This is a genomic window from Citrifermentans bremense R1, from assembly GCF_000426865.1.
In the GTDB taxonomy this organism is placed as follows: Bacteria; Desulfobacterota; Desulfuromonadia; order Geobacterales; family Geobacteraceae; genus Geomonas; species Geomonas bremensis.
The window spans coordinates 305841-329908 of record NZ_AUGE01000005.1 but is presented as its reverse complement, the minus strand read 5'-3'; the positions used below and the strand labels follow the sequence as shown (position 1 = coordinate 329908).

25 protein-coding genes are annotated in these 24068 nt (G+C 60.6%); 16 read left to right on the top strand and 9 right to left on the bottom strand.

Annotation, left to right across the window (positions count from 1 at the left end):
• Positions 1-5: 5 nt before the first annotated feature.
• Positions 6-1112, bottom strand: coding sequence for a tRNA guanosine(34) transglycosylase Tgt (gene tgt / locus K419_RS0106135; RefSeq protein ID WP_026840808.1), 1107 nt, complete (start codon positions 1110-1112; stop codon positions 6-8).
• A gap of 441 nt (positions 1113-1553) precedes the next feature.
• Here tgt and K419_RS0106130 point away from each other — a divergent pair, with 441 nt between their 5' ends.
• From K419_RS0106130 to K419_RS0106085, 9 genes are all read left to right on the top strand, one after another.
• A complete protein-coding gene (locus tag K419_RS0106130; protein ID WP_026840807.1) occupies positions 1554-2219 on the top strand; it encodes a succinate dehydrogenase cytochrome b subunit in 666 nt (221 codons plus the stop codon).
• A 9-nt stretch (positions 2220-2228) separates the two neighbouring features.
• On the top strand, positions 2229-4142 hold the full coding sequence (locus K419_RS0106125; protein ID WP_026840806.1) for a fumarate reductase/succinate dehydrogenase flavoprotein subunit: 1914 nt from the start codon (positions 2229-2231) through the stop codon (positions 4140-4142).
• On the top strand, positions 4142-4882 hold the full coding sequence (locus tag K419_RS0106120; RefSeq protein WP_026840805.1) for a succinate dehydrogenase/fumarate reductase iron-sulfur subunit: 741 nt from the start codon (positions 4142-4144) through the stop codon (positions 4880-4882). Before K419_RS0106125 ends, K419_RS0106120 begins: the two co-directional genes overlap by 1 nt.
• A 135-nt stretch (positions 4883-5017) precedes the next feature.
• Entirely contained in the window at positions 5018-5641 is a 624-nt protein-coding gene (locus K419_RS21675; RefSeq protein ID WP_226377636.1) for a substrate-binding domain-containing protein, read from the top strand.
• Positions 5642-5957: 316 nt separating this feature from the next.
• The gene (locus K419_RS0106110) at positions 5958-6260 is read left to right on the top strand and encodes a hypothetical protein (RefSeq protein WP_026840804.1); all 303 of its coding nucleotides are present in this window, start codon (positions 5958-5960) and stop codon (positions 6258-6260) included.
• A gap of 16 nt (positions 6261-6276) precedes the next feature.
• The gene (locus tag K419_RS21670) at positions 6277-7170 is read left to right on the top strand and encodes a formate/nitrite transporter family protein (protein WP_051292893.1); all 894 of its coding nucleotides are present in this window, start codon (positions 6277-6279) and stop codon (positions 7168-7170) included.
• Between the two features lie 136 nt (positions 7171-7306).
• Entirely contained in the window at positions 7307-8200 is an 894-nt protein-coding gene (locus K419_RS0106100; RefSeq protein ID WP_026840803.1) for a sensor domain-containing diguanylate cyclase, read from the top strand.
• Positions 8201-8386: 186 nt separating this feature from the next.
• Positions 8387-10066, top strand: a complete 1680-nt coding sequence (locus tag K419_RS0106090) for a sensor histidine kinase (RefSeq protein WP_026840802.1) — start codon at positions 8387-8389, stop codon at positions 10064-10066.
• A gap of 7 nt (positions 10067-10073) precedes the next feature.
• Positions 10074-10811 carry an alpha/beta hydrolase gene (locus K419_RS0106085; protein ID WP_026840801.1) on the top strand — a complete coding sequence of 246 codons (738 nt, stop codon included), beginning with the start codon at positions 10074-10076 and terminating at the stop codon, positions 10809-10811.
• A 64-nt stretch (positions 10812-10875) separates the two neighbouring features.
• Here K419_RS0106085 and K419_RS0106080 read toward each other — a convergent pair whose 3' ends face one another.
• Positions 10876-11376 (bottom strand): rubrerythrin family protein, encoded by a 501-nt coding sequence (locus tag K419_RS0106080; RefSeq protein ID WP_026840800.1) that lies wholly within the window; start codon positions 11374-11376, stop codon positions 10876-10878.
• A 224-nt stretch (positions 11377-11600) separates the two neighbouring features.
• Between K419_RS0106080 and K419_RS0106075 the strand changes: the two genes are divergently transcribed.
• Complete coding sequence (locus K419_RS0106075; RefSeq protein WP_026840799.1) at positions 11601-12185, top strand: exopolysaccharide biosynthesis protein; 585 nt, start codon at positions 11601-11603, stop codon at positions 12183-12185.
• A 10-nt stretch (positions 12186-12195) separates the two neighbouring features.
• On the opposite strand, the gene K419_RS0106070 is transcribed toward K419_RS0106075, so the two are convergent.
• Positions 12196-12519, bottom strand: coding sequence for a cupin domain-containing protein (locus K419_RS0106070; RefSeq protein WP_026840798.1), 324 nt, complete (start codon positions 12517-12519; stop codon positions 12196-12198).
• 12 nt (positions 12520-12531) lie between these two features.
• Positions 12532-13008 carry a tRNA (cytidine(34)-2'-O)-methyltransferase gene (locus tag K419_RS0106065; RefSeq protein ID WP_026840797.1) on the bottom strand — a complete coding sequence of 159 codons (477 nt, stop codon included), beginning with the start codon at positions 13006-13008 and terminating at the stop codon, positions 12532-12534.
• A 266-nt stretch (positions 13009-13274) separates the two neighbouring features.
• On the opposite strand from K419_RS0106065, the gene trpB reads away from it, so the two are divergent.
• The 4 genes from trpB (at position 13275) to K419_RS0106045 (ending at position 18170) form a co-directional block, all read left to right on the top strand.
• Positions 13275-14465 (top strand): tryptophan synthase subunit beta, encoded by a 1191-nt coding sequence (trpB, locus tag K419_RS0106060; protein ID WP_026840796.1) that lies wholly within the window; start codon positions 13275-13277, stop codon positions 14463-14465.
• 239 nt (positions 14466-14704) lie between these two features.
• Positions 14705-15394 carry a transglycosylase SLT domain-containing protein gene (locus tag K419_RS0106055; protein WP_026840795.1) on the top strand — a complete coding sequence of 230 codons (690 nt, stop codon included), beginning with the start codon at positions 14705-14707 and terminating at the stop codon, positions 15392-15394.
• Positions 15395-15509: 115 nt separating this feature from the next.
• Positions 15510-16007, top strand: a complete 498-nt coding sequence (locus tag K419_RS0106050) for an LEA type 2 family protein (protein ID WP_026840794.1) — start codon at positions 15510-15512, stop codon at positions 16005-16007.
• A 261-nt stretch (positions 16008-16268) separates the two neighbouring features.
• Positions 16269-18170, top strand: coding sequence for an ABC-F family ATP-binding cassette domain-containing protein (locus tag K419_RS0106045; protein WP_026840793.1), 1902 nt, complete (start codon positions 16269-16271; stop codon positions 18168-18170).
• A 232-nt stretch (positions 18171-18402) separates the two neighbouring features.
• Here K419_RS0106045 and K419_RS0106040 read toward each other — a convergent pair whose 3' ends face one another.
• The 5 genes from K419_RS0106040 to K419_RS0106020 all read right to left on the bottom strand — a co-directional run bounded on the left by K419_RS0106040 (position 18403) and on the right by K419_RS0106020 (position 22401).
• On the bottom strand, positions 18403-19107 hold the full coding sequence (locus K419_RS0106040; RefSeq protein WP_026840792.1) for a DnaA/Hda family protein: 705 nt from the start codon (positions 19105-19107) through the stop codon (positions 18403-18405).
• Between the two features lie 197 nt (positions 19108-19304).
• A complete protein-coding gene (gene ruvB, locus K419_RS0106035; RefSeq protein WP_026840791.1) occupies positions 19305-20318 on the bottom strand; it encodes a Holliday junction branch migration DNA helicase RuvB in 1014 nt (337 codons plus the stop codon).
• Positions 20319-20422: 104 nt separating this feature from the next.
• Complete coding sequence (ruvA, locus tag K419_RS0106030) at positions 20423-21022, bottom strand: Holliday junction branch migration protein RuvA (RefSeq protein WP_026840790.1); 600 nt, start codon at positions 21020-21022, stop codon at positions 20423-20425.
• Positions 21023-21087: 65 nt separating this feature from the next.
• A complete protein-coding gene (gene ruvC, locus K419_RS0106025; RefSeq protein ID WP_026840789.1) occupies positions 21088-21582 on the bottom strand; it encodes a crossover junction endodeoxyribonuclease RuvC in 495 nt (164 codons plus the stop codon).
• A gap of 75 nt (positions 21583-21657) precedes the next feature.
• Positions 21658-22401, bottom strand: coding sequence for a YebC/PmpR family DNA-binding transcriptional regulator (locus K419_RS0106020; protein WP_012531742.1), 744 nt, complete (start codon positions 22399-22401; stop codon positions 21658-21660).
• A gap of 174 nt (positions 22402-22575) precedes the next feature.
• Between K419_RS0106020 and K419_RS0106015 the strand changes: the two genes are divergently transcribed.
• The gene (locus K419_RS0106015) at positions 22576-22914 is read left to right on the top strand and encodes a hypothetical protein (protein ID WP_226377643.1); all 339 of its coding nucleotides are present in this window, start codon (positions 22576-22578) and stop codon (positions 22912-22914) included.
• A 103-nt stretch (positions 22915-23017) separates the two neighbouring features.
• Positions 23018-24007: an NAD(P)H-quinone oxidoreductase gene (locus K419_RS0106010; RefSeq protein ID WP_026840787.1), complete on the top strand. Its 990-nt coding sequence runs from the start codon at positions 23018-23020 to the stop codon at positions 24005-24007.
• Positions 24008-24068 lie beyond the last annotated feature (61 nt).

Sequence of the window (24068 nt, the reverse complement as noted above, 5' to 3'; positions counted from 1 at the left end):
AACGGCTATTTCCCCTTGAGATAGGATGCCAGGAACGTTTCCTTGTACTCCTTGAAGCGCCCCTCCTCGATGGAGCTGCGGATCTCGGCCATCATGTTCAGGTAGAAATGCACGTTGTGGATGCTCGCCAGTATCGCCGAGAGCACCTCGTTCGCCGTGAAGAGGTGGTGCAGGTAGGCGCGGGTGAAGTTCCGGCAGGTGTAGCAGGTGCAGTTGGGCTCGATAGGGTAGAAGTCGCGCCGGTAGTTCTTGTTGGTGAGCCGGATACGGCCGCGGTTGGTGAAGAGCGTGGCGCTCCTGGCGTAGCGGGTCGGTATCACGCAGTCGAACATGTCGATGCCGCGCTCGACGCTCTCCAGTATGTCTTCGGGAAGGCCGACCCCCATCAGGTAGCGCGGCTTGTCCTCGGGGAGGTGCGGCGCGGTGTACCCCACCACCTGCTTCAAAAGCTCAAGCCCCTCGCCTACCGAAACGCCGCCGATGGCGTAGCCGGGGAAGTCCATCTTCACCAGCTCCTTGGCGCAGCGCTTCCTCAGGTCCTCGAACACGCTCCCCTGCACGATGCCGAAAAGATACTGCTTCTCCCTCTTGTGCGCCTCCCGGCACTGCTTGGCCCAGCGGATGGTCTTCTCGGTGGAGCGCTCGGCGTAGGATTTCTCGCAGGGGTAGGGGATGCACTCGTCGAAGTTCATGATGATGTCGGCGCCCAAGGCCTCCTGGATGGCGACCGCCTTGGCCGGGTCGAGGAAGACCTCTTCGCCGGTGTCCTCGTGGCGGAAGAACACCCCTTCCTCGGTGATCCGCTTCTTGGGGAGCGAGAAGACCTGGAACCCGCCGGAATCGGTGAGGATGGGGCCGTCCCACCCCATGAACTGGTGCAGCCCGCCCGCTTTTTGCACCAGGGCCTCGCCGGGGTGCAGGTGCAGATGGTAGGTGTTGGAGAGGATGATCTGCGCGCCGGTGTCGTGCACCTGCGCGGGGGTCATGGCCTTCATGGCGGCGTGGGTCGCAACAGGCATGAAAATCGGGGTCTGGATCTCTCCGTGGGCGGTGGTCACCACGCCGCGGCGCGCTCCCGACTTGGGATCTTTCTTAAGCAGTTTGAAAATCATCGACCTTCCGTTCTATTTTCTGAATTTTTCCTTGCGGTAACTATCCTAATTAGCAGAGCGGGTGGGAAAAAGCAACAGCAAGGGGGCGTAAGCGGAATTTCAAAACATGGTTACTTCGATTGGGAGGGGGCTAAGGTTGCCGATATATTAATTGTATGCTGTATACAAAAAACAGTTGCATTTTGATATAACGGCATTTAATATGCGCCTCGAAGCATCCTCCCATTTATAAGTTCTATCTCGCATCCGCTTGCAGATAAACCACGATTAATAAAGGAGAGATCAAATGCAGACACTTAGCACGTGGCGTGGTCCCCCTTAACTTTCCAGCGGAAACCGCGAGTCCATCCCCGATTGGGTTCCCGGGACTTGTAGCCCCTCCGGCGTACGCAAGCACTCAAACCATCGATCATCGAAAAAAACGCAAAAGGGACAAAAAACATGCGAATCTTAACTAGCTCTGTGGGAAGAAAGATCCTGATGTCCATCACGGGTCAGCTCCTGATCATCTTCGTGCTCATCCACCTGATCGGAAACTCCACCATATTCTTCGGACCCAACGGCATCAACGCCTATGCGGAACACCTGCATAGCCTGCCGCCTTTGGTCTGGGGCTTCCGCCTCTTCATGCTTGCCGCCGTCGCAGTCCACATCTGCTACGGCGTCATGCTCACACTGGAGAACAAGGCCGCCAACCCCGGCGCCTACGCAGTGAAAAAGAACCTCAAAAAGAGCTTCGCTTCCGAGAACATGATCTGGACCGGCCTGCTTCTGGCCACCTTCATCGTGTATCACCTGATCCAGTTCACCATCAAAGGGACCCCCGACATCGTGATCGGGCTTGACTCCCTCAACCGCCCCGACGTCTTCAAGATGGTGGTCACCAGCTTCGGCAACGCGCTGATCTCGCTGGTATACCTGGCCGCCATGGTGATGTTGTTCCTCCATCTCTCCCACGGCATCCCGAGCTTCCTGCAGACCATGGGGTGGAACAACGAGAAAACCATTCCCGTCTTCGCTACCGGTGGGAAAGTAATCTCGACCATTCTCATGCTCGCATACATCTCGATTCCTGCCGTCATCTTAGCTGGCTTATTGAAACTTTAGGGGGTTCAAGTGATACTCGACGGAAAATGTCCGAAAGGACCGATTCAGACCTCGTGGGACCGGCACCGCTTCGACCTGAAGCTGGTCAACCCCGCAAACAAGCGTAAGTACAAGATCCTCGTTGTCGGCACCGGCCTGGCCGGCGGCGCAGCCGCAGCTTCCTTGGGCGAGCTCGGCTACAACGTCGAAGCCTTCTGCTACCAGGACAGCGCACGTCGCGCCCACTCCATCGCAGCGCAGGGCGGCATCAACGCCGCGAAAAACTACCCGAACGACGGCGACAGCATCTACCGCCTGTTCTACGACACCATCAAAGGCGGCGACTTCCGCGCCCGCGAGGCGGACGTGTGGCGTCTGGCCCAGGTGTCCAACAACATCATCGACCAGTGCGTGGCCCAGGGTGTCCCCTTCGCCCGCGACTACGCCGGCTACCTGGATAACCGCTCCTTCGGCGGCGCGCAGGTTTCCCGTACCTTCTACGCCCGCGGCCAAACGGGCCAGCAGCTCCTTCTGGGCGCCTACTCGGCACTTTCCCGCCAGGTGAAGGCTGGGACCGTGAAGCTCTTCGCCCGCACCGAGATGCTGGATCTTGTCGTCGTCGACGGCGAAGCCAAAGGGATCACCGTACGCGACCTGATCACCGGCGAGATCCGCACCCACGTGGGTGACGCGGTCGTCCTCGCCACCGGCGGCTACGTGAACGTGTTCTACCTCTCCACCAACGCGATGGGGTGCTCCGTCACCGCCAACTGGCGCGCTCACAAAAAAGGCGCCTTCTTCGCCAACCCCTGCTACACGCAGATCCACCCGACCTGCATCCCGCAGTCCGGCGACCACCAGTCCAAGCTGACCCTCATGTCCGAGTCGCTCAGAAACGACGGCCGCTGCTGGGCTCCCAAGAAGAAGGGGGACAACCGTCACCCCAACGAGATCCCGGAAGACGAGCGCGACTACTACCTGGAGAGGAAGTACCCCTCCTTCGGCAACCTCGCTCCCCGCGACATCGCCTCGCGCGCCGCGAAAGAGCAGTGCGACGACGGGCGCGGCGTCGGCCCCGGCGGCCGCGGCGTGAACCTGGACTTCTCCGCTGCGATCCAGCGCGTCGGCGAGGACACCATCCGCGAGCGCTACGGCAACCTCTTCGAGATGTACGAGAAGATCACCGACGAGAACGCGTACAAGCAGCCGATGCGCATGTACCCGGCACCGCACTACTCCATGGGCGGCCTCTGGGTCGACTACAACTGCGAGAGCAACGTCCCCGGCCTGTTCGTTTTGGGCGAGGCGAACTTCTCGGTCCACGGCGCTAACCGCCTGGGCGCCTCGGCGCTGATGCAGGGCCTGGCCGACGGTTACTTCGTCATCCCCTACACCATCGCCAACTACCTCGCCAAGACCAAGCCGGGCGCCGTCAAGGCGGATCACCCGGAGTGCAAGAAGTCGATCGAGGACGTGAAGAGCTACAACAACCGCCTGCTCAACGTGAACGGCAAGAAGACCGTTTCCGAGTTCCACCGCGAACTGGGCAAGATCATGTGGGAAAACGTCGGCATGGCGAGAAGCGAGGAGACCCTCAAGGACGCCATCAAGAAGATCCCGGTCCTGCGCGAGGAGTTCTGGAAGAACGTCAAGGTCACCGGCAAGGGCGAGGAACTGAACCAGCAGCTGGAGAACGCCGGCCGCGTGGCGGACTTCCTCGAGTTCGGCGAACTGATGGCGAAGGACGCTCTCCACAGGAACGAGTCCTGCGGCGGCCACTTCCGCGTCGAGCACCAGATGCCCGACGGCGAGGCGAAGCGCGACGACGAGAACTACTGCTACGTCGGGGCCTGGGAGTTCAAAGGTGTCGACAAGGAGCCCGAACTGCACAAGGAGCCGTTGGCGTTCGAGAACGTACATCTGGCGGTAAGGAGTTATAAATAATGAACCTCACACTACACGTATGGCGCCAAAGCGGCCCCAAAGAGCCGGGCAAGCTCGAGCAGTACGAGGCCAAGAACGTAAGTCCCGACCAGTCCTTCCTGGAGATGCTCGACGAGGTGAACGAGCACCTCATCAAGGAAGGAAAAGATCCGATCGTGTTCGACCACGACTGCCGCGAGGGGATCTGCGGCATGTGCTCGCAGGTCATCAACGGCGTGCCGCACGGCGGGCAGGAGCGCACCACCGTCTGCCAGCTGCACATGAGGCGCTTCAACGACGGCGACACCATCTACATCGAGCCGTGGCGTGCCCTTGCCTTCCCGATCCTCAAGGACCTGATCGTGGACAGGGACGCCCTCGAGAAGATCATGCAGGCAGGCGGCTACACCTCCTGCCACACCGGCGGCGTCGCCGACGGCAACGCCCTTCTCGTACCGAAACCGGACGCCGACTACGCCATGGACGCGGCCGAGTGCATCGGTTGCGGCGCCTGCGTCGCTGCCTGCCCGAACGGCTCGGCTATGCTCTACACCTCCGCCAAGGTGGCGCAGTTGGCCGCCCTGCCGCAGGGCAAAGCGGAAGCCGCCGAGCGCGTCTGCGCCATGACCGACGCGATGCAGGCCGCAGGTTTCGGCAACTGCTCGAACCACTACGAGTGCCAGGCAGCCTGCCCGAAAGGGATCAACGTCAAGTTCATCGCCAGGTTGAACCGCGAGTACCAGAAGGCGCTGTTTAAGTAATCGGGCATAATCGCCGATAAATAAAAGCAGGGGCGGGAGGGTAACCTCTCGCCCCTTTTTCTTTTTAAGGCGCGTCAGATTCCACTACCTCCGGGGAACTCCCGGAAGGCCGCATCGAAAGGAGAAAAAGCATCCATGAAACGTATCTTGCTGGCCGTAGCCGTCGTCCTTTGCTCCTTCCTCAACGCCAACGCGGATACCATCAAGATCGCAGGTTCCGGCCAGATGCTCCCGCTGGCGACCGCACTGGGAAAGGGATACATGAAGAAGCACCCGGGCGACGCGGTGGAAGTGAACCCGAAATCGCTGGGGCAGAAAAATGGCGTCGAGGCAGTGAGCGAGGGGTACATCGACATCGCCACCTCGGCGCGCAGGCTGGGGGAGGAAGAGAGAAGGCTTCAGGTGAAGCCGTATGAAATCGCTACGGTGGCGGCCTTTTTCGCAGTGCACCCCTCCGTCCCCGTGCGCAACCTCACCAGCCACGAGATCTGCGACATTTATTCAGGCAAGACCACCAACTGGAAGCAGGTCGGCGGCAAGGACGCCAAGATCGTGGTCCTGACCCGGCCGGAGAAGGATTCGACCAAGATCGTGATGCGCCAGCAGGTTCCCGGCTTCGCCAAGGTCGAGGAGCCCGCGACGGTGCAGTCGAAGTTCCGCGCCAAGGACATGATGACCTCCCTCGCCGGCACCCCTGACGCCATCGGCATGGTCGACGCCGTGAACTATGCCGACGCCGCGGTAAATTCGTCGCGCTGAAGCTGGACGGCAAGGACATCACCTCCTCCATCACCGGCCCGATCCAGCACCACTACCAGTTCGTGCTCAACAAGAACCCCTCCCCGGCGGACCTGAGGTTCATCCAGTTCGTCCGCTCCGCGGAAGGGCAGGCGATAATCAGGCAGGAAAAGGCAAACCCGGTTAAGTTCTAGCCGCATGGTTACGACGCGTTTGGCAGCGGGCGGGAGGGAAACCTTCCGCCCGCTGTCGTATCGGGAAGGGGGGACGACCATTCTCCTTGATTCCCGCGGCCATTTCCTTTAGATTCCGCACTGGAGCAACAGGAGCCTGAAGGATGATCTTCACCTACATCTTCGTCGCCAACATCTTCCTCATTTTCTTAGACGCCACCGTCGGCTACCATGCCGCTCCCTCGATCACCCTTTTGGCCGGCGGGGGAGAGCAGGCCGGCGAGGAGGCGGTGCGCGGCGTGCGCAGGCTTCTGGCCTGGGTGGTCGCACTTTATATGTTCTTCGACTGCCTGGCCTTCTTCGGACAGAGATGGTGGCTTCTCTACTTCACCACAGCCGTCCTCGCCGTCGATGTCGCGGCACAACTCTTCATCGTCCGCAAGATGATGAACCGAAGGGGGCGCTGACCCGCCGGGAGCCTCAATGGAAAAGCAGTACCTGACCCCAGCAGAGACCGTAAAGGCGATCGTTGAGAACGGCAAAAGGGTGCTGACCCAGTCGCGGCTGCGCACCTTCGTGCTGAGCCTTCTGGCCGGGTTCTACATCGGATTCGGCGCCGAACTCGCCACCGTGGTGACCCACGACGCGGCGCAGACGGCCGGCAAGGGGGTGGCTGCCTTTCTCGGCGGCAGCGTTTTCTCCCTCGGGCTCATGCTGGTGGTGATCTGCGGCGCGGAGCTCTTCACGGGGAACAGCATGCTGGCGAGCTCGGCCCTTCACGGGGAGATCACCTGGGCGCACCTGCTGGAGAACTGGGGCATCGTGATCCTCGGGAACCTGGCGGGATCGCTCTTTTTCGCCGCAATGATGTTCGCCTCGCAGCTCTGGGCCGCCCCCGGGGTGGCCGATCATGCCATCCGGATCGCCGCTGCCAAGTGCCAGCTCCCTTTCTCCGTGGCCCTGGTGCGGGGGATGCTCTGCAACTGGCTGGTCTGCCTCGCCGTCTTCATGGCCACCGCGGCCCGGGACGTCACCGGGAAGCTTTTGGCCTGCTACCTCCCCATCATGGCCTTTGTGGCCAGCGGCTTCGAACACTCCATCGCCAACATGTACTTCATACCGACCGGTGTGCTCCTGGCGAGAGCCCAGGGGCGTGAGGTGCCGGGGCTCACCTGGACCGCCTGTTTCCGCGACAACCTGCTCCCGGTTACCTTGGGAAACATCCTGGGCGGCGTGCTCTTCGTGGCCTTTGCCTATTGGTACGTGCATCTGAAGGTGGACGGGCGGCGCAGCCGGTCGTTTAAGCAAAGCGATGCATCTTCGCCGTCAGCGGCATCCTCCCCGGCGGGTTCTTCTCCATCTCCTCCCGAGCAATAACAAGCAGTAAAGTCTCGCCGCAGCATTCTCACAGATAAAAGCGTTAAAGTAACTTGCATAAGCACCGATAATTATTGTCATGGAGCAGACAATATCCAGGCGCTGTGAGTAAACGCCTGTTCAAGGAGCGTGGCTTATGCTAGGGATGTCTTCAGACAAGTTGCTGAACAGCCTGTTCGACGGCCTTTACTGCGTCGATCTGGACCGGCGCATCTCCTTTTGGAACAGTGCCGCCCAGAGGATAACAGGGTACAGCGCTGAGGAAGTGCTCGGCTCCAACTGCCACGACTCCATCCTGCGCCGTGTCGAGGTCGACGGCTACGAATGCGAGGTGAAGTGCCCCCTCGCGGCGACCATTGCAGACGGCAAGGTACGGGAGGCCAACGTGCTGGTGCACCACAAGCACGGCTACCGCCTCCCGGTGCAGGTGCGCACCTCTCCGGTGAGAAACGAAGAGGGGGCCATAGTCGGCGCCGTCGAAATATTCACCGACAACTCCAACTCGGTGCAGATCCTCGCCGCGCTGGAGCAGCTGAAGCAGGACGTGCTGGTCGATCCGCTTACCGGGGTGGGGAACCGAAGGCTGGCGGACATGTCGCTGGAGTCGAGGCTGCACGACTGGCAGACGCACCGCAGGCCCTTCGGCGTGCTCTTCATGGATGTCGACCATTTCAAAAGCGTCAACGACCGCTACGGGCATAAGACCGGCGACGAGGTGTTGCGCATGTTAGGCAAGACCATATCCAACACGTTCAGGAAAGTGGATACCGTGGCGCGCTGGGGGGGGGAGGAGTTCGTGGCCATTCTTCCCGCCACGAGGCTCCCTGCGCTCGCCTCCATAGCTGAACGGATCAGAAGCGCGGTCGCCGGTTCCTTCCTGATGGAGGACGGCCAAAGGGTCGGCGTCACCCTCTCCATCGGCGGGACCATAGCCGAGACGGGGGATAACGCCGAAAGCATCATCGGCAGGGCGGACGCGCAGATGTATCGGAGCAAGGCCGGCGGCCGGAACCTGGTCACCCTGCGCTAGCGTGTCCCTTTTTTGTTGAGGCTGGCCCCATTAAAAAATTTTCTTTGTAAAGAAGCGTTCATGTGCTAAGGTGTCGCCTTCAGAAGTTCCTCGACCCTGTTCCGCTCGAGTGAGGCCGCACCGACCACCATGGATTCTCTGGCTGTTAGGCTCAAAAGCTGTATCTGGAGGATGGACGACCCGGGCATGGAAATGCCCCTCTTCCGGCTGCTCTGTCTGCTTGCGACCGCCACCTCCTTTCTGGTCATCGTCCCTACCAACTACCTGCATCACCGCCCCGCCGAGATAAACGCCGCCGTCATCTGCTTTGGCCTTGGCACGCTCTGGCTTTTCCGCCGGGCCTGCCTCGGCAAGCATCACCTTAAGACCTTCTTCTTCCTGCTGCTTTTCCTGCTGAACCTGGTCTGGTTCCCAAGCGGCGGCACCAGCGGGAGCTCTGGCTACTTCTTTTACTGCCTCTTCCTCTACGCCCCCATCTTTTACCGGGGGAAGACGCGCTGGTTGCTCCTTGTCCTTGCCGTTGCCGACGCGCTGGCCCTTTTGGCGGCGGAGATCGCTTTCCCGGGCTCCGTCGCCTACTACGGAGCCGCATATGAAAGGACTGCTGATCTGGCCGTCGGGCTGGTCATGAGCGTGTTTTGCTGTTCCATGATGTTGTGGGTGCTTTTGGAGCAGCACGACCGCGAGCAGCAGCGACTTCTGGCGCTGAACCAGGAGCTGCGCCAGACCATGGACGACCGGGCCTGCGTCGAGAGCTCGATGCTGCAAGATCGCGAGCTGCTGCACGCGGTGGTCGATGGGACCACGGACGCGGTTTTCGTGAAGAACCTGCAGGGGCAGTACCTCCTCTTCAACCGTGCGGCCGAGGTCATGACCGGGGTAAGCGCGGGCGCGGCCCTGGGACACGACGATCTCACCGTTTTCGTTCCTGACGTGGCGCGCAATGCGATGGCGAAGGACCGGCTCGTCCTGGATACGCGCGAGCCCCAGACCCTCGAGCTGCATACCCTCACCTCCGAAGGGGAAGAGAGGATCTTCGAGGCGATCAAGGGCCCGCTGCAGGACGGCAAGGGTAATCTGATAGGCGTCTTCGGGATCTCCAGGGACGTCACCGACAGGCGCCGCATGGCGCAGGAACTCAGGATGCTGAACGAGGAACTGGAGCTGCGCGTGGTCGAGCGGACCGCACGATTGGAGACCGCCATGCGGGAGCAGGAGAGCTTCAGCTATTCGGTGTCCCACGACCTGCGCGGTCCGCTGCGCCACATAAACTGTTACACGGCGATCATCGAGGAGGAATTCGGCGCCGAACTGTCGGCGGAGGCGAAAAGGTACATGGACCGCATCCGGAATTCCAGCCGGATCATGGGGGACCTGATCGACGACTTGCTGGAGCTCTCCCGGATCGGCAGGTTGGAATTGAATAAGGTCCCTGTCAGCCTGAGCGAGCTTGCCCGCGGCATCGGGCGCGAACTGCTGGAGAGCGACCCGGCGCGCCAGGCCGAGCTGGTGATCGAGCCTGGCCTACAGGCGCATGGGGACCGGGTGCTTTTGAGGCAGCTTTTGGAGAACCTGCTCGACAACGCCTGGAAATATTCCCGGGACAGGGGATGCGCCCGTATCGAAGTCGGCAAATCGAACTGGGGGGAGCAAAAAGCGTTCTTTGTCCGCGACAACGGGGTGGGGTTCGACATGGCCTACCAGGACAAGCTGTTCGGGGCCTTCCAGCGCCTGCACGGCTCGGAGTTCGAGGGGACCGGGATCGGCCTCGCCACCGTGAAGCGGATCGTTGAGCGTCATGGCGGAACTGTCTGGGCGCAGGGGGAGGTCGATGCCGGGGCCACCATCTACTTCACCCTCTCCTGACAGACGGATGCTACGCATAGCGGTGTTGCTGCTGGTCGCCCTTTTGGCCCTGATACTCGTCGCGGCTACCTGGCAGCGGCGGCTGCTCTTTTTCCCCACCCATGAAAGCGGCAACAACGGCCTCTCCGAGTGGCGTCACCGCCAGGAGCTGCTCGGGTTTGCCCGCGAGGTCCCCGCGCCACTAAACGTCTGGCTCATGCTGCACGGAAACGGCGGCCAGGCGAGCGACCGTGCCTACGCCCTCCCTTCCTTTTCGCCCAAGGATTCCGTCTTCATCCTCGAATACCCAGGCTACGGCCAGCGGCCGGGGGAACCGTCCCGTGCCAGTCTGGATGCCGCGGCCGGGCAGGCTTACCGTCTGCTCAGGGAGAGGTTCCCGCGCACGCCGGTCTGTGTCCTGGGGGAGTCGCTGGGGAGCGGGCCGGCCTCGGTCCTTGCCGGCGAAGATCCGCCTCCGGACAAGATCGTGCTGGTGGCGCCGTTCGATCAGCTGCACCGGGTCGCCGCTTACCACTACCCGTTTCTGCCGGTGCGCCTGCTTCTATCCGACGACTGGGACAACGTCAAATCACTGCGGGGGTATGGGGGAAGGGTGGAGATCTTCGGGATGCGCGAGGACGAGGTGATCCCGGCCAGGTTCGCCAAGGCCCTGGCGGACAGCAAGCCGGGCGCGCTCTTGCGTGAGATCGAGGGGGGGCACAACGACTGGGCTGCAGGGGGGAAAGTGGCGATCAGGAACCCCTAGGAAAAGGGGGCAGAAAAGGGGACAGGCTACTTTTTCCAACGAAAAAGTAGCCTGTCCCCTAGTTTTAGCCGATCAGCGTGAAGCGCTCCTTCGGCACCAGGCAGACCTCGCATTTCTCCGGCGCGGCGTCGTAGACGGTGTTGCCGCACACCTCGCAGACGTAGATGGGGCGGTCGGCCAGATCCTTTCCCCCCTCGACCGCGGCGAGCGCTTGCTGGTACAGGCCGTGGTGCACCTCCTCCACTGCCAGGGCGAACTTGAAGGAGTTTTCCGCGGAGCGGTCCCCCTCCGCCTTCGCCTGCTCCAGGAACGGGGGATACATCTTCTGGAATTCGAACCCTTCCCCCTCTACGGCCTCCTTGAGGTTGTCGGCCGTGCTCCTGATCCCCCCCATGGCGCGCAGGTGGGCGTGGGCGTGCACCGTCTCGGCGTGCGCCGCGGCGCGGAACAGCTTTGCCACCTGCGGCAGGCCGTCGGCCTCCGCCTTTTTGGCAAAGGCCAGATATTTGCGGTTGGCCTGGCTTTCCCCTGCGAACGCCTCGGCAAGGTTCTCTTTCGTAGGCATCTGATTCCTCCTAAGACGATTTTTGTGATGCTTGAATATAACGGCTGCGCCATGCCAGTCAAGCCTGCTTTAATATTATATTTATTTGATCTGTAAACGTTTTTTGTCCCGGGGCGGGATGTTCCGGGGAGCGATGAGTCTTGACTTGGATAGGTTCTAATATACCCTTCCGTGGTGCTGCCGGCGGCGATACGAAGCAAACGCAGATGTCCTAGAGGCCACTAATGACCAAGGAGATCAATACCTTGGAGGAGATGCTGAATCGTATCGGGGAGTCCTCCGATGACGAGGGGCGTGTTACCTTGGGGAGTATCGTGGAGTCGGTCGGTGGAAGGTCTTTCGGGCCCCTGCTGCTCCTGATAGGGGTCATCATGACCTCGCCTTTGAGCGGCATGCCGGGTATCCCGACGACGATGGGGATATTGGTGGTGCTGATCGCGGGGCAGCTCCTCTTCGGCAAGGACCATTTCTGGCTGCCGCGCTGGGTGCTCAAGCGCTCTTTGGAACAGCAAAAGATCTGCAAGGCGATCGACTGGCTGCGGCCGCCGGCGCGATTTGTCGACCGCTGGCTCAGGCCGCGGCTTCCCGCCTTCGTCAAGGGGTGGAGGATCCACCTCATTTCGTTTCTCTGCGTCGCCATCGGGGCGGTGATGCCGATCATGGAAGTTGTGCCCTTTTCGGCCCATGCCGCAGGACTGGCTCTTACCGCTTTCGGTCTGGCATTGATCGCCCGGGACGGGCTCCTTGCCTTGATCTCCTTCCTGGTGATCGGGTTAAGCTTCGCCGTGTTCGCCTACAACATGATCTGAAAGAAAGCGGTCAGGGGAGATAATCCTCCCGCACCGGGGAGAAGACCTCGACCGCGACCGAGTCCTCGACAACCTCAGCGCCATGCTCCTCCCACTTCGCGACGCACCAGCTGTCGCCCGGCAGCAACTCGCGCGTCTTTCCGCCTATGGTAAGCCTCATCCTCCCTTTCACCAGGTAGCCCGTCTGTTCATGCGGGTGGGAGTGCAGCGGAAGGCGCGCCCCCCCGTTCAGCAGGAACTCCACCATCAGGGTTTCTTCGCCGTAGACCAGCGTCTTGCGCCTTATCCCTTCAAGCACTTCCTGGTAACCTTCTTCGCTGCCGTTTGCAAACATGCGGACTCCTTTTCATGCACCTTCGAGCGCACCGGTCTGACGCAAGGCCTCGTAAAGAACGATCCCGGCCGAGGTGGAGAGGTTTAGGCTGCGGACCTTGCCGGGAATGGGGATGCGGACCGACGTCTGCGCGTTCGCCTCGATCAGTTCCTCGGGAAGCCCTTTGGTCTCCTTGCCGAAGACGATGAAGTCGCCGGAAAGGAAAGTGAAGGCCAGGTAGCTTTTATCCGTCTTCTTGCTGGTATAGACGAACCTTCCGTCGGGATAGGCCTGCTTTAGTGCCGGGAGGTCGGGCCAGTAGTGAATCTCCACTTCGCTCCAGTAATCGAGCCCCGCCCTTTTCAGGTAGCGGTCGTCGGTCGAGAAGCCGAGTTTTCCCACCAGGTGCAAAACGGTGCCGGTTGCCCCGCAGAGCCTGGCGATGTTGCCGGTGTTAGGCGGTATCTCAGGCTCGACGAGCACTATGTGAAAAGGTTTCATCTCTGACATCACGCTCCTCTATGACAGTGCAATTCATCGCTTTCTCGGCAGACGAAATAAGGGCCAAACTCAATAGCAGATATTGCCCAATTCGGAGACGCAATGAGAGCTGAAAAAGCAATGGATATAAGTATCTCAAAGCGGAAAATAAGGCAAAGATAAACGGCTAAAAGCCAGTAACCCCGGGGGCTTGACAGAGGGGCGGATTCTGTAAGCTTGCAATTTATCGACAGATAGTCTATAGTGCCCCCTCCAAACACCTACTGGAGGCCAACTTGAGCACGCCTGACACTAGTGGACACTTCGGCCGTTTCGGCGGCAGATACGTCTCCGAAACCCTGATGCCGGCGCTCCTCGAACTTGAGGAAGCGTACAACCATTACCGGACCGACAAGGGGTTCAAGGAGGAGTACGCGTACTACATGCGGCAGTACGTCGGACGCCCCAACCCGCTCTACTTCGCCGAGAAACTGACCCGGAAACTTGGGGGCGCCAAGGTCTACCTGAAGCGCGAGGACCTGAACCACACAGGCGCCCACAAGGTGAACAACGCCATCGGCCAGGCGCTGCTCGCCAGGAAGATGGGGAAAAAAAGGGTGATCGCCGAGACGGGCGCCGGGCAGCACGGCGTGGCGACCGCGACGGTGGCGGCTTTGTTCGGCATGGAGTGCGAAGTGTTCATGGGGGAGGAGGACATCCGGCGCCAGTCCCTCAACGTGTTCAGGATGAAACTCCTGGGGGCGAAAGTGACCCCGGTCACCTCCGGCACGGCGACCCTCAAGGACGCCATGAACGAGGCCATGCGCCACTGGGTCACCTACGTCGCCGACACCTTCTACATCATCGGCACCGTGGCGGGACCTCACCCGTACCCGGCGATGGTGCGAGACTTCCAGGCCATCATCGGCGACGAGGCGAGGGCGCAGCACCTGGAGGCGGAAGGAAAACTCCCTGACTACCTGGTGGCGGCGGTCGGAGGGGGGAGTAACGCCATCGGCCTCTTCCACGCCTTCAGCGACGACGCGAGCGTGAAGATGGTCGGGGTCGAGGCGGCCGGCTACGGCATCGAGTCGGGCAAGCACGCAGCACCGCTTTGCGCCGGGACGGTCGGTGTCTTGCACGGCAACAAGACCTACCTGTTGCAGGACGGCTTCGGGCAGATCGCCCACGCCCACTCCATTTCGGCGGGGCTCGACTATCCAGGCGTGGGACCCGAGCACGCCTTCCTTAAGGAGAGCGGGCGCGCCAGCTACGTCTCCGTTACCGACCAGGAGGCACTGGACGCGTTCCAGGTGCTGACCCGGGAGGAGGGTATCATTCCGGCGCTGGAATCGTCGCACGCAGTGGCGCACGTACTGCGTCTGGCACCGACACTATCGTCCAATGAGAGCATCGTGGTCTGCCTTTCCGGCAGAGGCGATAAGGACATCCATACCGTGGCCGAGGTTATGGGGGTACAGCTTTAATATATGAAATCCTGAGGTTTTAGTGGGGGAGGGCCGCTAACGCGGGCCTCCCTTTTTATCGACCATGGTTACAAGAAATTAATGTGCTTCTTGCAATGTTGTCGGTTTTGGCTACACTAGAGCCCTCAGGTTGGCGACGAGCCACTTGCATTATAATGAAAGGAGAGATTGGCGCAGGCTTCACTACCGACATTTATTTAAAGCTACTAAAGCCGGCACAAGCCATTCAAAAGCGATCTATGAAAAGAAAATGTTTATTGCTGGTCGCGATGCTCATGTTGACGGCATCGTGCGACCAGTCCCACCTGCAACAGGCGCAGGTACCGGTCACTCCGGGAGTTTCGGAGCAGGACCGGGCGCTGCTTGCCTGGGCGGAAGGGAGCGAGAAGTCGATGGAAAACTCACCTGCTTCCACCCCTGCCACGCAGACGGAGCTGCCCAAGGAGGCGGTACTGGACGGAAGGAAGAAACTGGTTCCCGCAATTTATACGGCTTTTTCACGCAGGACCACACCCGCCAGGGCCAAGTGGCTCGCGGAAATCTGCTACGAGAAGACCGAGGGAACCCTATTTACACCGCTGGATCTGGCTGAAATAGCCCTGGCGGAAACAGGCGGCCACAAGCTGTCATCGAGAGCGGTCTCACACAAGGGAGCCTTGGGTGTCTGGCAGTTGATGCCGGAGAGGGCCGCAAGCCATGGATACACGCCGCAGGAGATGTGGGACGACGAGAAGTGCGCGGATGCTGCGGTGAAAGAGCTCAAGGAGAAGCTCGACATGGCGAAAGGAAACATGGCAAGGGCCAAGAGGCTTTATTGCGGAACGGGGCCCGCGGCCAGGGCCTACGATAAAGTCCGCAAGCGTTTCCGTGCGGAGATCCTGCACGAGATGCAAAAAGGGATGCTGCAGCAAGTAGCCAGCAACAGCTAGTCCTTTTGCGGTTTGCAGTTCGGTTGTGCTATAGTGGGCGGGCTCTTTCGGGAGCCCGCCCGTTTTTATTCCCTGGCGGGCGTGTCGAACGCCGCTGAACAAGGAGGAGTCCCGCTTGAAAAAGATACTGTTCGTCTTAATGGCTGTCGTCGCGCTCTCCGGCTGCACCAGCTTCGTCACGCACCCGATGGTCACCGTCGAGGATCTGAGCGTGGTCTCGCTCGATCCCACCGGCGCCGGCATGGAGTTGTACCTAAAGGTGAAGAACCCCAACAGCTTCGACCTGAAGCTTCAAGGGTTCAGCTACGATCTCAGGGTGATGGCGCTGCCGCTGGCCAAGGGTGGGGCGCGCGAAGAGGTGAAATTTCCCGCCCAAGGGGAGGCCGACTTCCGCATCCCGATCAGGATCAGCTACCAGGAACTGATCGAGATCCTGAAGCGCAGGCCCGACCCTGACCGGATACCGTACCAGCTCGCCGCCGGGCTCGAGCTGGAGACCCCGGTGGGGGAGATGACGGTTCCTGTCAATCGAACCGGCACCTACGCCATTCCAAAGCAGTACCGCCCGTCGGCGCTCTTTGGCAGGATCAGCGACTTCTTCAAGGCCCAGTAAGGAAGGCGTGCCGAGGCGATGCGGGCGCCAGGGGGGTGTTCATGCTGCCGCAGATCTCTCCCGGATTCCCCTTGGGAAAAGCGTTACCGGCAGTGGGCCGAAGGGGCCCGCTGCCTTTTTATTTTTAATTTCGGACTTCCCTGATGGGCAGGGCTCATGCAATACTAGGGCGCTTCGCAGCCGCGGCTGCGACGCTTTCGGTGCGCCGATTATTTCCCGAGGGTTCAGATAGCCACATCTGCCCCCGGTTTTGGAGTTTGCATGAACGTAATAGACGTAACTGGGCTTTGTAAAAGCTTCGGTTCCAGGGAGCTTCTGGACCAGGTCGGGTTCGCGGTGGGAGAGGAGGAGAGGGTCGGCCTGATCGGAGCAAACGGCGCCGGGAAATCCACCCTCCTCACCATCTTAGCCGGCATCGAGGATCACGACGGCGGTTCCATCGCCATGAAGCGCGGGGCGAGCGTCGGCTACCTGAGCCAGGAGCCGGTGCTGGACGAAAGCTCCACCGTAGCCGCCGAGATAGAAGGGGGCTTGAAGGAGATCCGCGCCGCCATGGCCACCTTCAACGAGCTCTCCGAGCGCATGGCGTCGAACCCTCCCGACATGGACCGGCTCCTCTCGCGTCAGGGGGAGCTCTCCGCCTGGATCGAGCACCACGGCGGCTGGAATACCGACCACCGTGTCTCCGAGATGATGACCCACCTGCAGTTGCCCGACCGCGACCAGAAGATCGGCACGCTTTCCGGAGGGACCAAGCGCCGCGTGGCGCTGGCGAAGCTCTTGCTGCAGGCACCGGAACTGTTGCTCCTAGACGAGCCGACCAACCACCTGGACGCCGACACCACCCAGTGGCTGCAGGACCACCTTAAGGCCTACCCCGGCGCGGTGATGCTGATCACCCACGACCGCTACTTTCTCGACGAGGTGGTGACCCGGATGCTGGAGTTGGAGCGTGGGGCCGTCATCTCCTACCAGGGGGGGTATTCCTGGTACCTGGAGCAGCGGGAAGAGCGGCTCCTGAACGAGGCGACCAGGCGCTCGCGCCTTTTGAACCTGCTGCGTACCGAGACCGACTGGATCAGGCGCGGCCCCCCTGCGCGTTCCACCAAGCAAAAGGCGCGCATCGACCGTTATTACGCCCTTGAGGAGAGCCTGGCCGGGCCTGCGCGCAAGGAGCTGAAGATCGGCTTCAACACCGAAGAGGGGCTCGGGGGGACCATTCTGGAATTGGACTGTGTGAGCAAGGGGTTCGGCGAGAAGAAGCTGCTCAAGAAGCTCACCTTCGGGATGAAGCGCGGCGACCGCGTCGGCGTGATCGGGCCCAACGGCTGCGGCAAGACCACCCTGATCCGCATGATCATGGGAGAGGAGGAGCCGGACCTGGGGAAGGTCGTGGTCGGCAAGAAAACGAAGATCTCCTACTTCGACCAGTTGCGCGAGGTGATCGATCCGAATGAGACCGTCTACGACTTCTTCGGCGAGGGGGATTACGTCGCCACGCCGACCGGGGATAAGCGGCACAAGATCGGCTACCTGGAGGAGTTCCTGTTCTCGCCCGAGGACAGGCGGCGCCCGGTGGGAAGCCTTTCCGGCGGAGAGAAGAGCCGGCTCATCCTCGCCAGGCTCATGCTGCAGGACTCGAACCTCCTGGTGCTCGACGAGCCGACCAACGACCTGGACATACCTACCCTGCAGCTTCTCGACGCCTCCATAGCCGCCTTTCCGGGGTGCGTGCTGATGGTCACCCATGACCGCTTCTTTTTGGACAAGGTCGCCACCGGCATCCTTTCCTTCGAGGGAGAGGGGGAGGTCACCTTCTACGAGGGGAATTACAGCAACTACCGGGAGCGCAAGGAAGCGGCGCGCGTGGCGGCAGTAGCGCAGCGGGTCGAGAAGAAGGATGCGGCCCAGGCCGCCAGGAACGAGAAGCCCAAGAAGGGGCTGACCTACGCCGAGCGTATCGAGCTGGAGAAACTGGAGCTTAGGATTGCAGAACTGGAGCAGGAGTTCGCCGAGGTCGAGGCGCAGTTGGGCGACCCTTCCTGCTACGGCAGCGTCGAAGGGGGCATCGCCGCCATCACGGCGAACTACGGGAGGCTGGAAGCCGAACTTGCCGCGGCCTTCGAGCGGTGGGAGGAGTTGGAGACGAAGAAAGGCAATTGAAAACCAATTGACGGTTGACAACGAGAAGCGAGAACCAATTGACGATTGACGATTGACAATTGACAACGAAAAGCACAGCGATTGACTGACGAAAGAAGGCTTCTGAGACAACCTCTGGTAGAGGAAGTTCAGAAGCCTTTCTTGTTGTGTCGCAGCAATGAGTCTGGGATTGAGCAATGAGCAAAGGTTTTCATTGACAATTGTCAATTGTCAATTGACTCTGAATTGCTTCTCAATTGCCTCTAAAAGATTCTTTCGCCAGCCTGAGGCTCACCTTTCTCTTGGTCGAGATGGCGTAGCGGTTGATGTTCTCCAGGGCGTACACGAGCGACGGGATGTCCCGCCTCACCCTCAAGAGCATCTCGTCTATGACGTCGTCGGGAAGTGCCATCTGCCGGTCCTCGGCCAGCTTTTTCAGGATCATCCTCCTGGACTCGTCGTCGGAGACATCCATCCGCGCCACAAGTCCCCAGAGCAGGCGGCTGGTCAGGTGCCCGTCCAGGTGCGGCAGCTCTTTGGGGGGCATAAGGCCGGAGATGGCAATTTTGCGGCCGGAACTGTAGAAGGCGTTGAAGAGTTCCCAAAGCTCGACCCGCACTTCCTGCAGGTTGGGGAGGAGATGCAGATCGTCCAGTACCAGCGCGGCCGCATCCTGGAAGTGCTCGGCCAGCCAGGAAGGGCCTTCGCTGCCGACGCTGGCGCCGTATAGCGAGCCGGCATCGCGGAAGGAAAAGTACCTGCCGTCGATGGAATTGGAGAGGGCGGTCAAAAGGTGGGTTTTGCCCGAGCCTTCCGGGCCGTAGATGTAGAGCAGGTTTTCCGTCGGGTCCTCGACCAGCTTCTTCGCGAACTGGTAGGCAGTCTTGTTGCCGCCGCAGACCACGAAGTTCTCAAAGCCAAAGCGCGGCACCACCGGGAAATCAAAGATAAGCTGCATAAGGCTAACACCAATTGACAATTGACAATTGACAATTGACAACGAAAAGCGAACCCGCTGTCAGGTCAAGTGCTGTGCCAGTATTTCTGCAATGAAGTAGAACAGGCCGTGACCCGCTGTCAGGTCAAGCAGTGCCGGTATTGATGTAATGAGTAGAAAAGCAAACAAAGCTCTGCCATGGTCAATTGTCAATTGGCTTAGAAGAGTTTGCCCTGCGGCGGCTCGGGCGCGATCCTGCCGAAGTGGCTGTAGGCCGCGGCGGTGGCAACCCGCCCCCTGGGGGTGCGGTTCAGGAACCCGTTCTGGATCAGGAACGGCTCGTACACGTCCTCGATGGTGTCGCTTTCCTCGCTGATGGCGGCGGCTATGGTGTCGAGCCCTACCGGACCGCCACCGAACTTGTCGATGATGGTGAGCAGGATGGCGCGGTCCATCATGTCGAACCCCATGTCGTCTATCTCTAAAAGCGCCAGCGCCTGGTCGGCTACGCTACGGGTGATCACGCCGTCGGCGCGGACCTGGGCGAAGTCGCGCACGCGGCGCAGCAGGCGGTTCGCGATCCTCGGGGTTCCCCGGCTGCGCCGCGCAAGCTCCATGGCCCCTTCGGGCGCTATGGCCATCCCGAAGATGCGGGCGGAACGGGTGATGATGAAGGCGAGTTCCTCGTGGGTGTAGAACTCCAGGCGCGAGATGACGCCGAAGCGGTCTCTCAAGGGTGAGGAAAGAAGACCGGCCCGGGTGGTGGCGCCGACCAGGGTGAACTTCGGGAGGTCGAGCTTGATGGTGCGGGCGCTCGGCCCCTGGCCGATGATGATGTCGAGCTGGAAGTCCTCCATGGCCGGGTAGAGGATCTCCTCCACCACGTGCGAGAGGCGGTGGATCTCGTCGATGAAGAGGACGTCGTGCGCTTCCAGGTTGGTGAGGATGGCTGCTAAGTCGCCGGGGCGCTCGATCACAGGGCCGGAGGTGGACTTGATGTTGACCCCCATCTCGCAGGCGATGATGTTGGCCAGCGTGGTCTTGCCGAGTCCCGGCGGGCCGTACAGAAGCACGTGGTCCAGCGCCTCGCCTCTGCCGCGTGCGGCGTCGATGAAAAGTCCCAGGTTTCCTTTGGCCTTTTCCTGCCCCACGTAGTCGGAGAGCGCCCGCGGGCGCAGCGACGCCTCAAGGAGGTCGTCTTCTGATTTATCTGCGCTGATAAGGCGGGTCATGGCTCTCCTTGCTGCGGCAATTCTGCAAAATGCAAGGGGCCAAATTATAACAGTTGGAGATAAAGGTCAAGGGGGATGCCGGAGGGATACGCCTGCTGCGTCGCCTACTTCATCAGTATCTTCAGCGCCTGCTTGAGCACGAGTTCGACGGTCGCGTCCTCCGTGACCTTCAACTCTGCCAGTGCCTTTTGCACCACGGCCTCCTTGTACCCCAGGTTGATGAGCGCGGAGAGCACGTCGTCCCTGATCTCCTGTTTGGCCGGAGCGGTGGTGCCGCCTGCCTGCGGCTGCGCGAGGCCCAGCTTCTTCATCTTTTCCTTGAGTTCCAGCACCAGTCGCTCCGCTGTTTTCTTGCCGATGCCGGGAATGGCGGAGAGTCGGGCCAGGTTGCCGTTGACGAGCGAGTCGGCGAGCTCGGAAGGCTCGCTGTTGGAAAGTATGCCGGTGGCGAGCTTCGGCCCGACACCCGAGACGCCGATCAGGAGCTGGAACAGTTCCTTCTCCTGTTGGGTCCGGAAACCGTACAGGTTGATGGCGTCTTCCTTCACCGAGGTGTGGATCTGCAGCGACAGCGCGCCCCCTTCGGCGGGGAGGGTGTAGTAGGTGGAGAAGGGGATGTGCACCTGGTATCCCACGCCGTTGACGTCCAGGATGATGAACTCGGGGGACTTGTAGGCAAGCTTTCCGGTAAGGAGCGCGATCATAAAAAACTCTCCTGAACCAATTGACAATGGACAATTGACAATTGACGGTGAAGAAACATTAGTGGCTACCTGACGCTTTTCAAAAGGGTGTTGATGCCTGCGGAGTGGGCGTGGCAGATGGCTACCGCCAGGGCGTCGGAGGCGTCTTCCTGGGCCACCTCCGGCAGGTTCAAAAGCGCCTTGATCATCTGCTGCACCTGCGCCTTTTCGGCGCGACCGGTGCCGACCACCGCCTGCTTCACCTGCATCGCCGTGTACTCGTGGACCGGGAGGCCGACGTTCACCGCGGCGACGATGGCCGCGCCGCGGGCCTGCCCGAGCTTCAAGGCGCTCTGGGCGTTCTTCGCCAGGAACACGTCCTCCACCGCGACCACCTCGGGGCGGTACTGCGCGATGATCTCGGAGAGCCCGGTGAAGATCTTCTCCAGCCTCTCGGGGAAGTCTTTGGCGCTCTGGGTGAAGATGGCGCCGTTGTCGACGTGAATCAGGCGGTTTCCCTGTTTGGAGATGATGCCGTAGCCGGTCTTGCGGGAGCCTGGGTCGATGCCGAGAATGATCATGTTGAATCCTGAAAGTTAAAAAAAAAGCGCGGAGACAAGCCCGCGCTCTTAGTACCACAAAAGACCCTGCCTTTGCTACATCATCTTTTCCATCTCTTCTTCGGAGATGTCGAAGTTGGCGTAGACGTTCTGGACGTCGTCGTTGTCTTCCATACGGTCCATCAGCTTCAGCATGTTCTCCGCGTTCTTCCCTTCAAGCTTCACCATGGTCTGCGGGATCATGGTGATCTCGGCGGACTCGGCCTTGAAGCCTGCTCCCTCCAGGGCCGTCTTCACCTGGTGGAACGCGGCCGGGTCGGTCAGCACTTCGTACTGCTCGTCTTCATCGGTCACGTCGTCGGCGCCCGCCTCGATGGAGGCTTCGAAGAGCTTGTCGAAGTCGATGCTCTTCGGGAAAACCAGCAATCCCTTCTTGTCGAAAAGCCAGGAAACACAGCCGGACTCACCCATGTTGCCGTTGCACTTGGTGAATATGCTCCTCACATCGGAGACGGTGCGGTTGCGGTTGTCGGTCATGACCTCGACCAGAACCGCGGTGCCGCCGGGGCCGTAACCCTCGTAGGTGGTCTCTTCGTAGGTGGTCCCTTCCAGGCCGCCGACGCCTTTCTTGATGGCGCGCTCGACGTTGTCTTTCGGCATGTTCTCGCCTTTTGCCTTATCTATAGCGGTTCTAAGGCGCGGGTTGCCGTCAGGGTCCCCGCCGCCGAGTTTCGCGGCAACGGTGATTTCCTTGATTATCTTGGTGAATACTTTGCCCCGCTTGGCATCGGCGGCGCCTTTCTTGTGTTTGATGGTGCTCCATTTATTATGTCCTGACATAAGCTGCTTCCTTTCCGAATCAGTTTGGTGATTGAAACGCGAAATACTATCATGGCCAAAAGACGGTTGTAAAGTGGGAAAATGACAGTTAAACTGTCACCCGATTTATGACCGTACGGGGCGCAGCGCTGACTGCCGAGAGAGGTGATTTGTATGGGAGGTTGTTTGCAAAGAGTGTTGCCGGTATTCCTGCTTCTGTGCGCCGTCGTTTTCGGCGGATGCGCGACTGCGAGACTCAACGTGGTCAACGCCCCGCCGGTGCTCACCCAGGACGAGCTCTTGCGCCCCTACTACAAGGTCGGCAACATCCAGGTACGCCGCTCCCGCTACGGCTCCCGTGCCGACCTGACCCCCGCCGACTACAGCTGGGCTTACGACGCCCTGCGCGCCGAGGCCCAGAAGATCGGGGCCGACGCCGTCATCCTCCCCGAGGTAACCGTGGAGATGGACACCTACATCTTCTACCCGGTCAGCGAGATGACGGCTAAGGGAGTCGCGGTCAAATTCCGCTGATTTTTTCCCTCCATCGACAAAATTCCGGTTGATCAATTGCGCCTGTTTTTGAGATAGTGTGCGCCTGTATACGCTATCAATTTAATTTTTCTGGAGGGAAACCATGAAAGCTGTGCTGATGGAGGGTTTTGGCGGTGTCGAGGTTCTGAAGCTGGGTGAAGTGGACAGGCCGGTCCCCAAGGAAGGGGAGGTGCTGGTCAAGGTCTATGCCACCTCCATCAACCGCCCTGACCTGGTGCAGCGCGAAGGGAAATATCCCCCCCCGCCGGGCGATTCCGAAATCCTCGGGTTAGAGGTCGCGGGCGTCATCGAGGAGCTTGGACCGGGCGTAAGCGGCTGGAAGAAAGGCGACCGCGTGGTGTCGCTTGTGGGGGGCGGCGGTTATGCCGAGTACGCAGTCGCCTACGCCTGCCACCTGATGCCGATCCCCGAGACGGTGAGCTTCGAGGAGGCGGCCTGCATCTGCGAGTCCTACATCACCGCTTTCCTCAACGTCTTCATGATAGGCGGGCTCAAGGACGGCGAGACCGCGATCCTGCACGGCGGCGGCGGCGGGGTTAACACCGCTGCCATCCAGCTCTGCAAGGCCCTGGCGCCGAAGTCCAAGCTGATCGTCACCGCTTCCCCCGAGAAGCTGGAGCGCGTGAAGCAGTTGGGGGCCGACCTGGTGATCAACTTCAAGGAGACCCCTGACTTCTCCGAGGCGGTCAAGGAGTTCACCAACAAAAAGGGTGTCGACGTCATCCTGGACCACGTCGGCGCCAAGTACCTGGCGCCCAACATGAACTCCCTGGGGTACAAGGGGAGGCTCGTCATCATCGGGGTCATCTCCGGCATCAAGGCCGAGCTGAACCTGGCCCTCATGATGGTGAAGCGCCAGCAGATCATCGGCAGCGTGCTCCGTTCGCGTCCGGTCTCCGAAAAGGGGGAGATAGCGGCCGAATTCGTGCGCCGCGCCATGCCGAAGTTCGCCGACCGCACCATCGTGCCGATTATCGAGAAGGCGTTCCCCATCGATCAGGTGGTCGAAGCGCACCGGATGATGGAACAAGACAAGCATTTCGGAAAGATAGTTTTGAAAGTAGCTGAATAAACCTGAAGCGGAACACAGAGGGCACCGAGGTTCACGAAGGGCACAGAGAAAGGCGACGGGA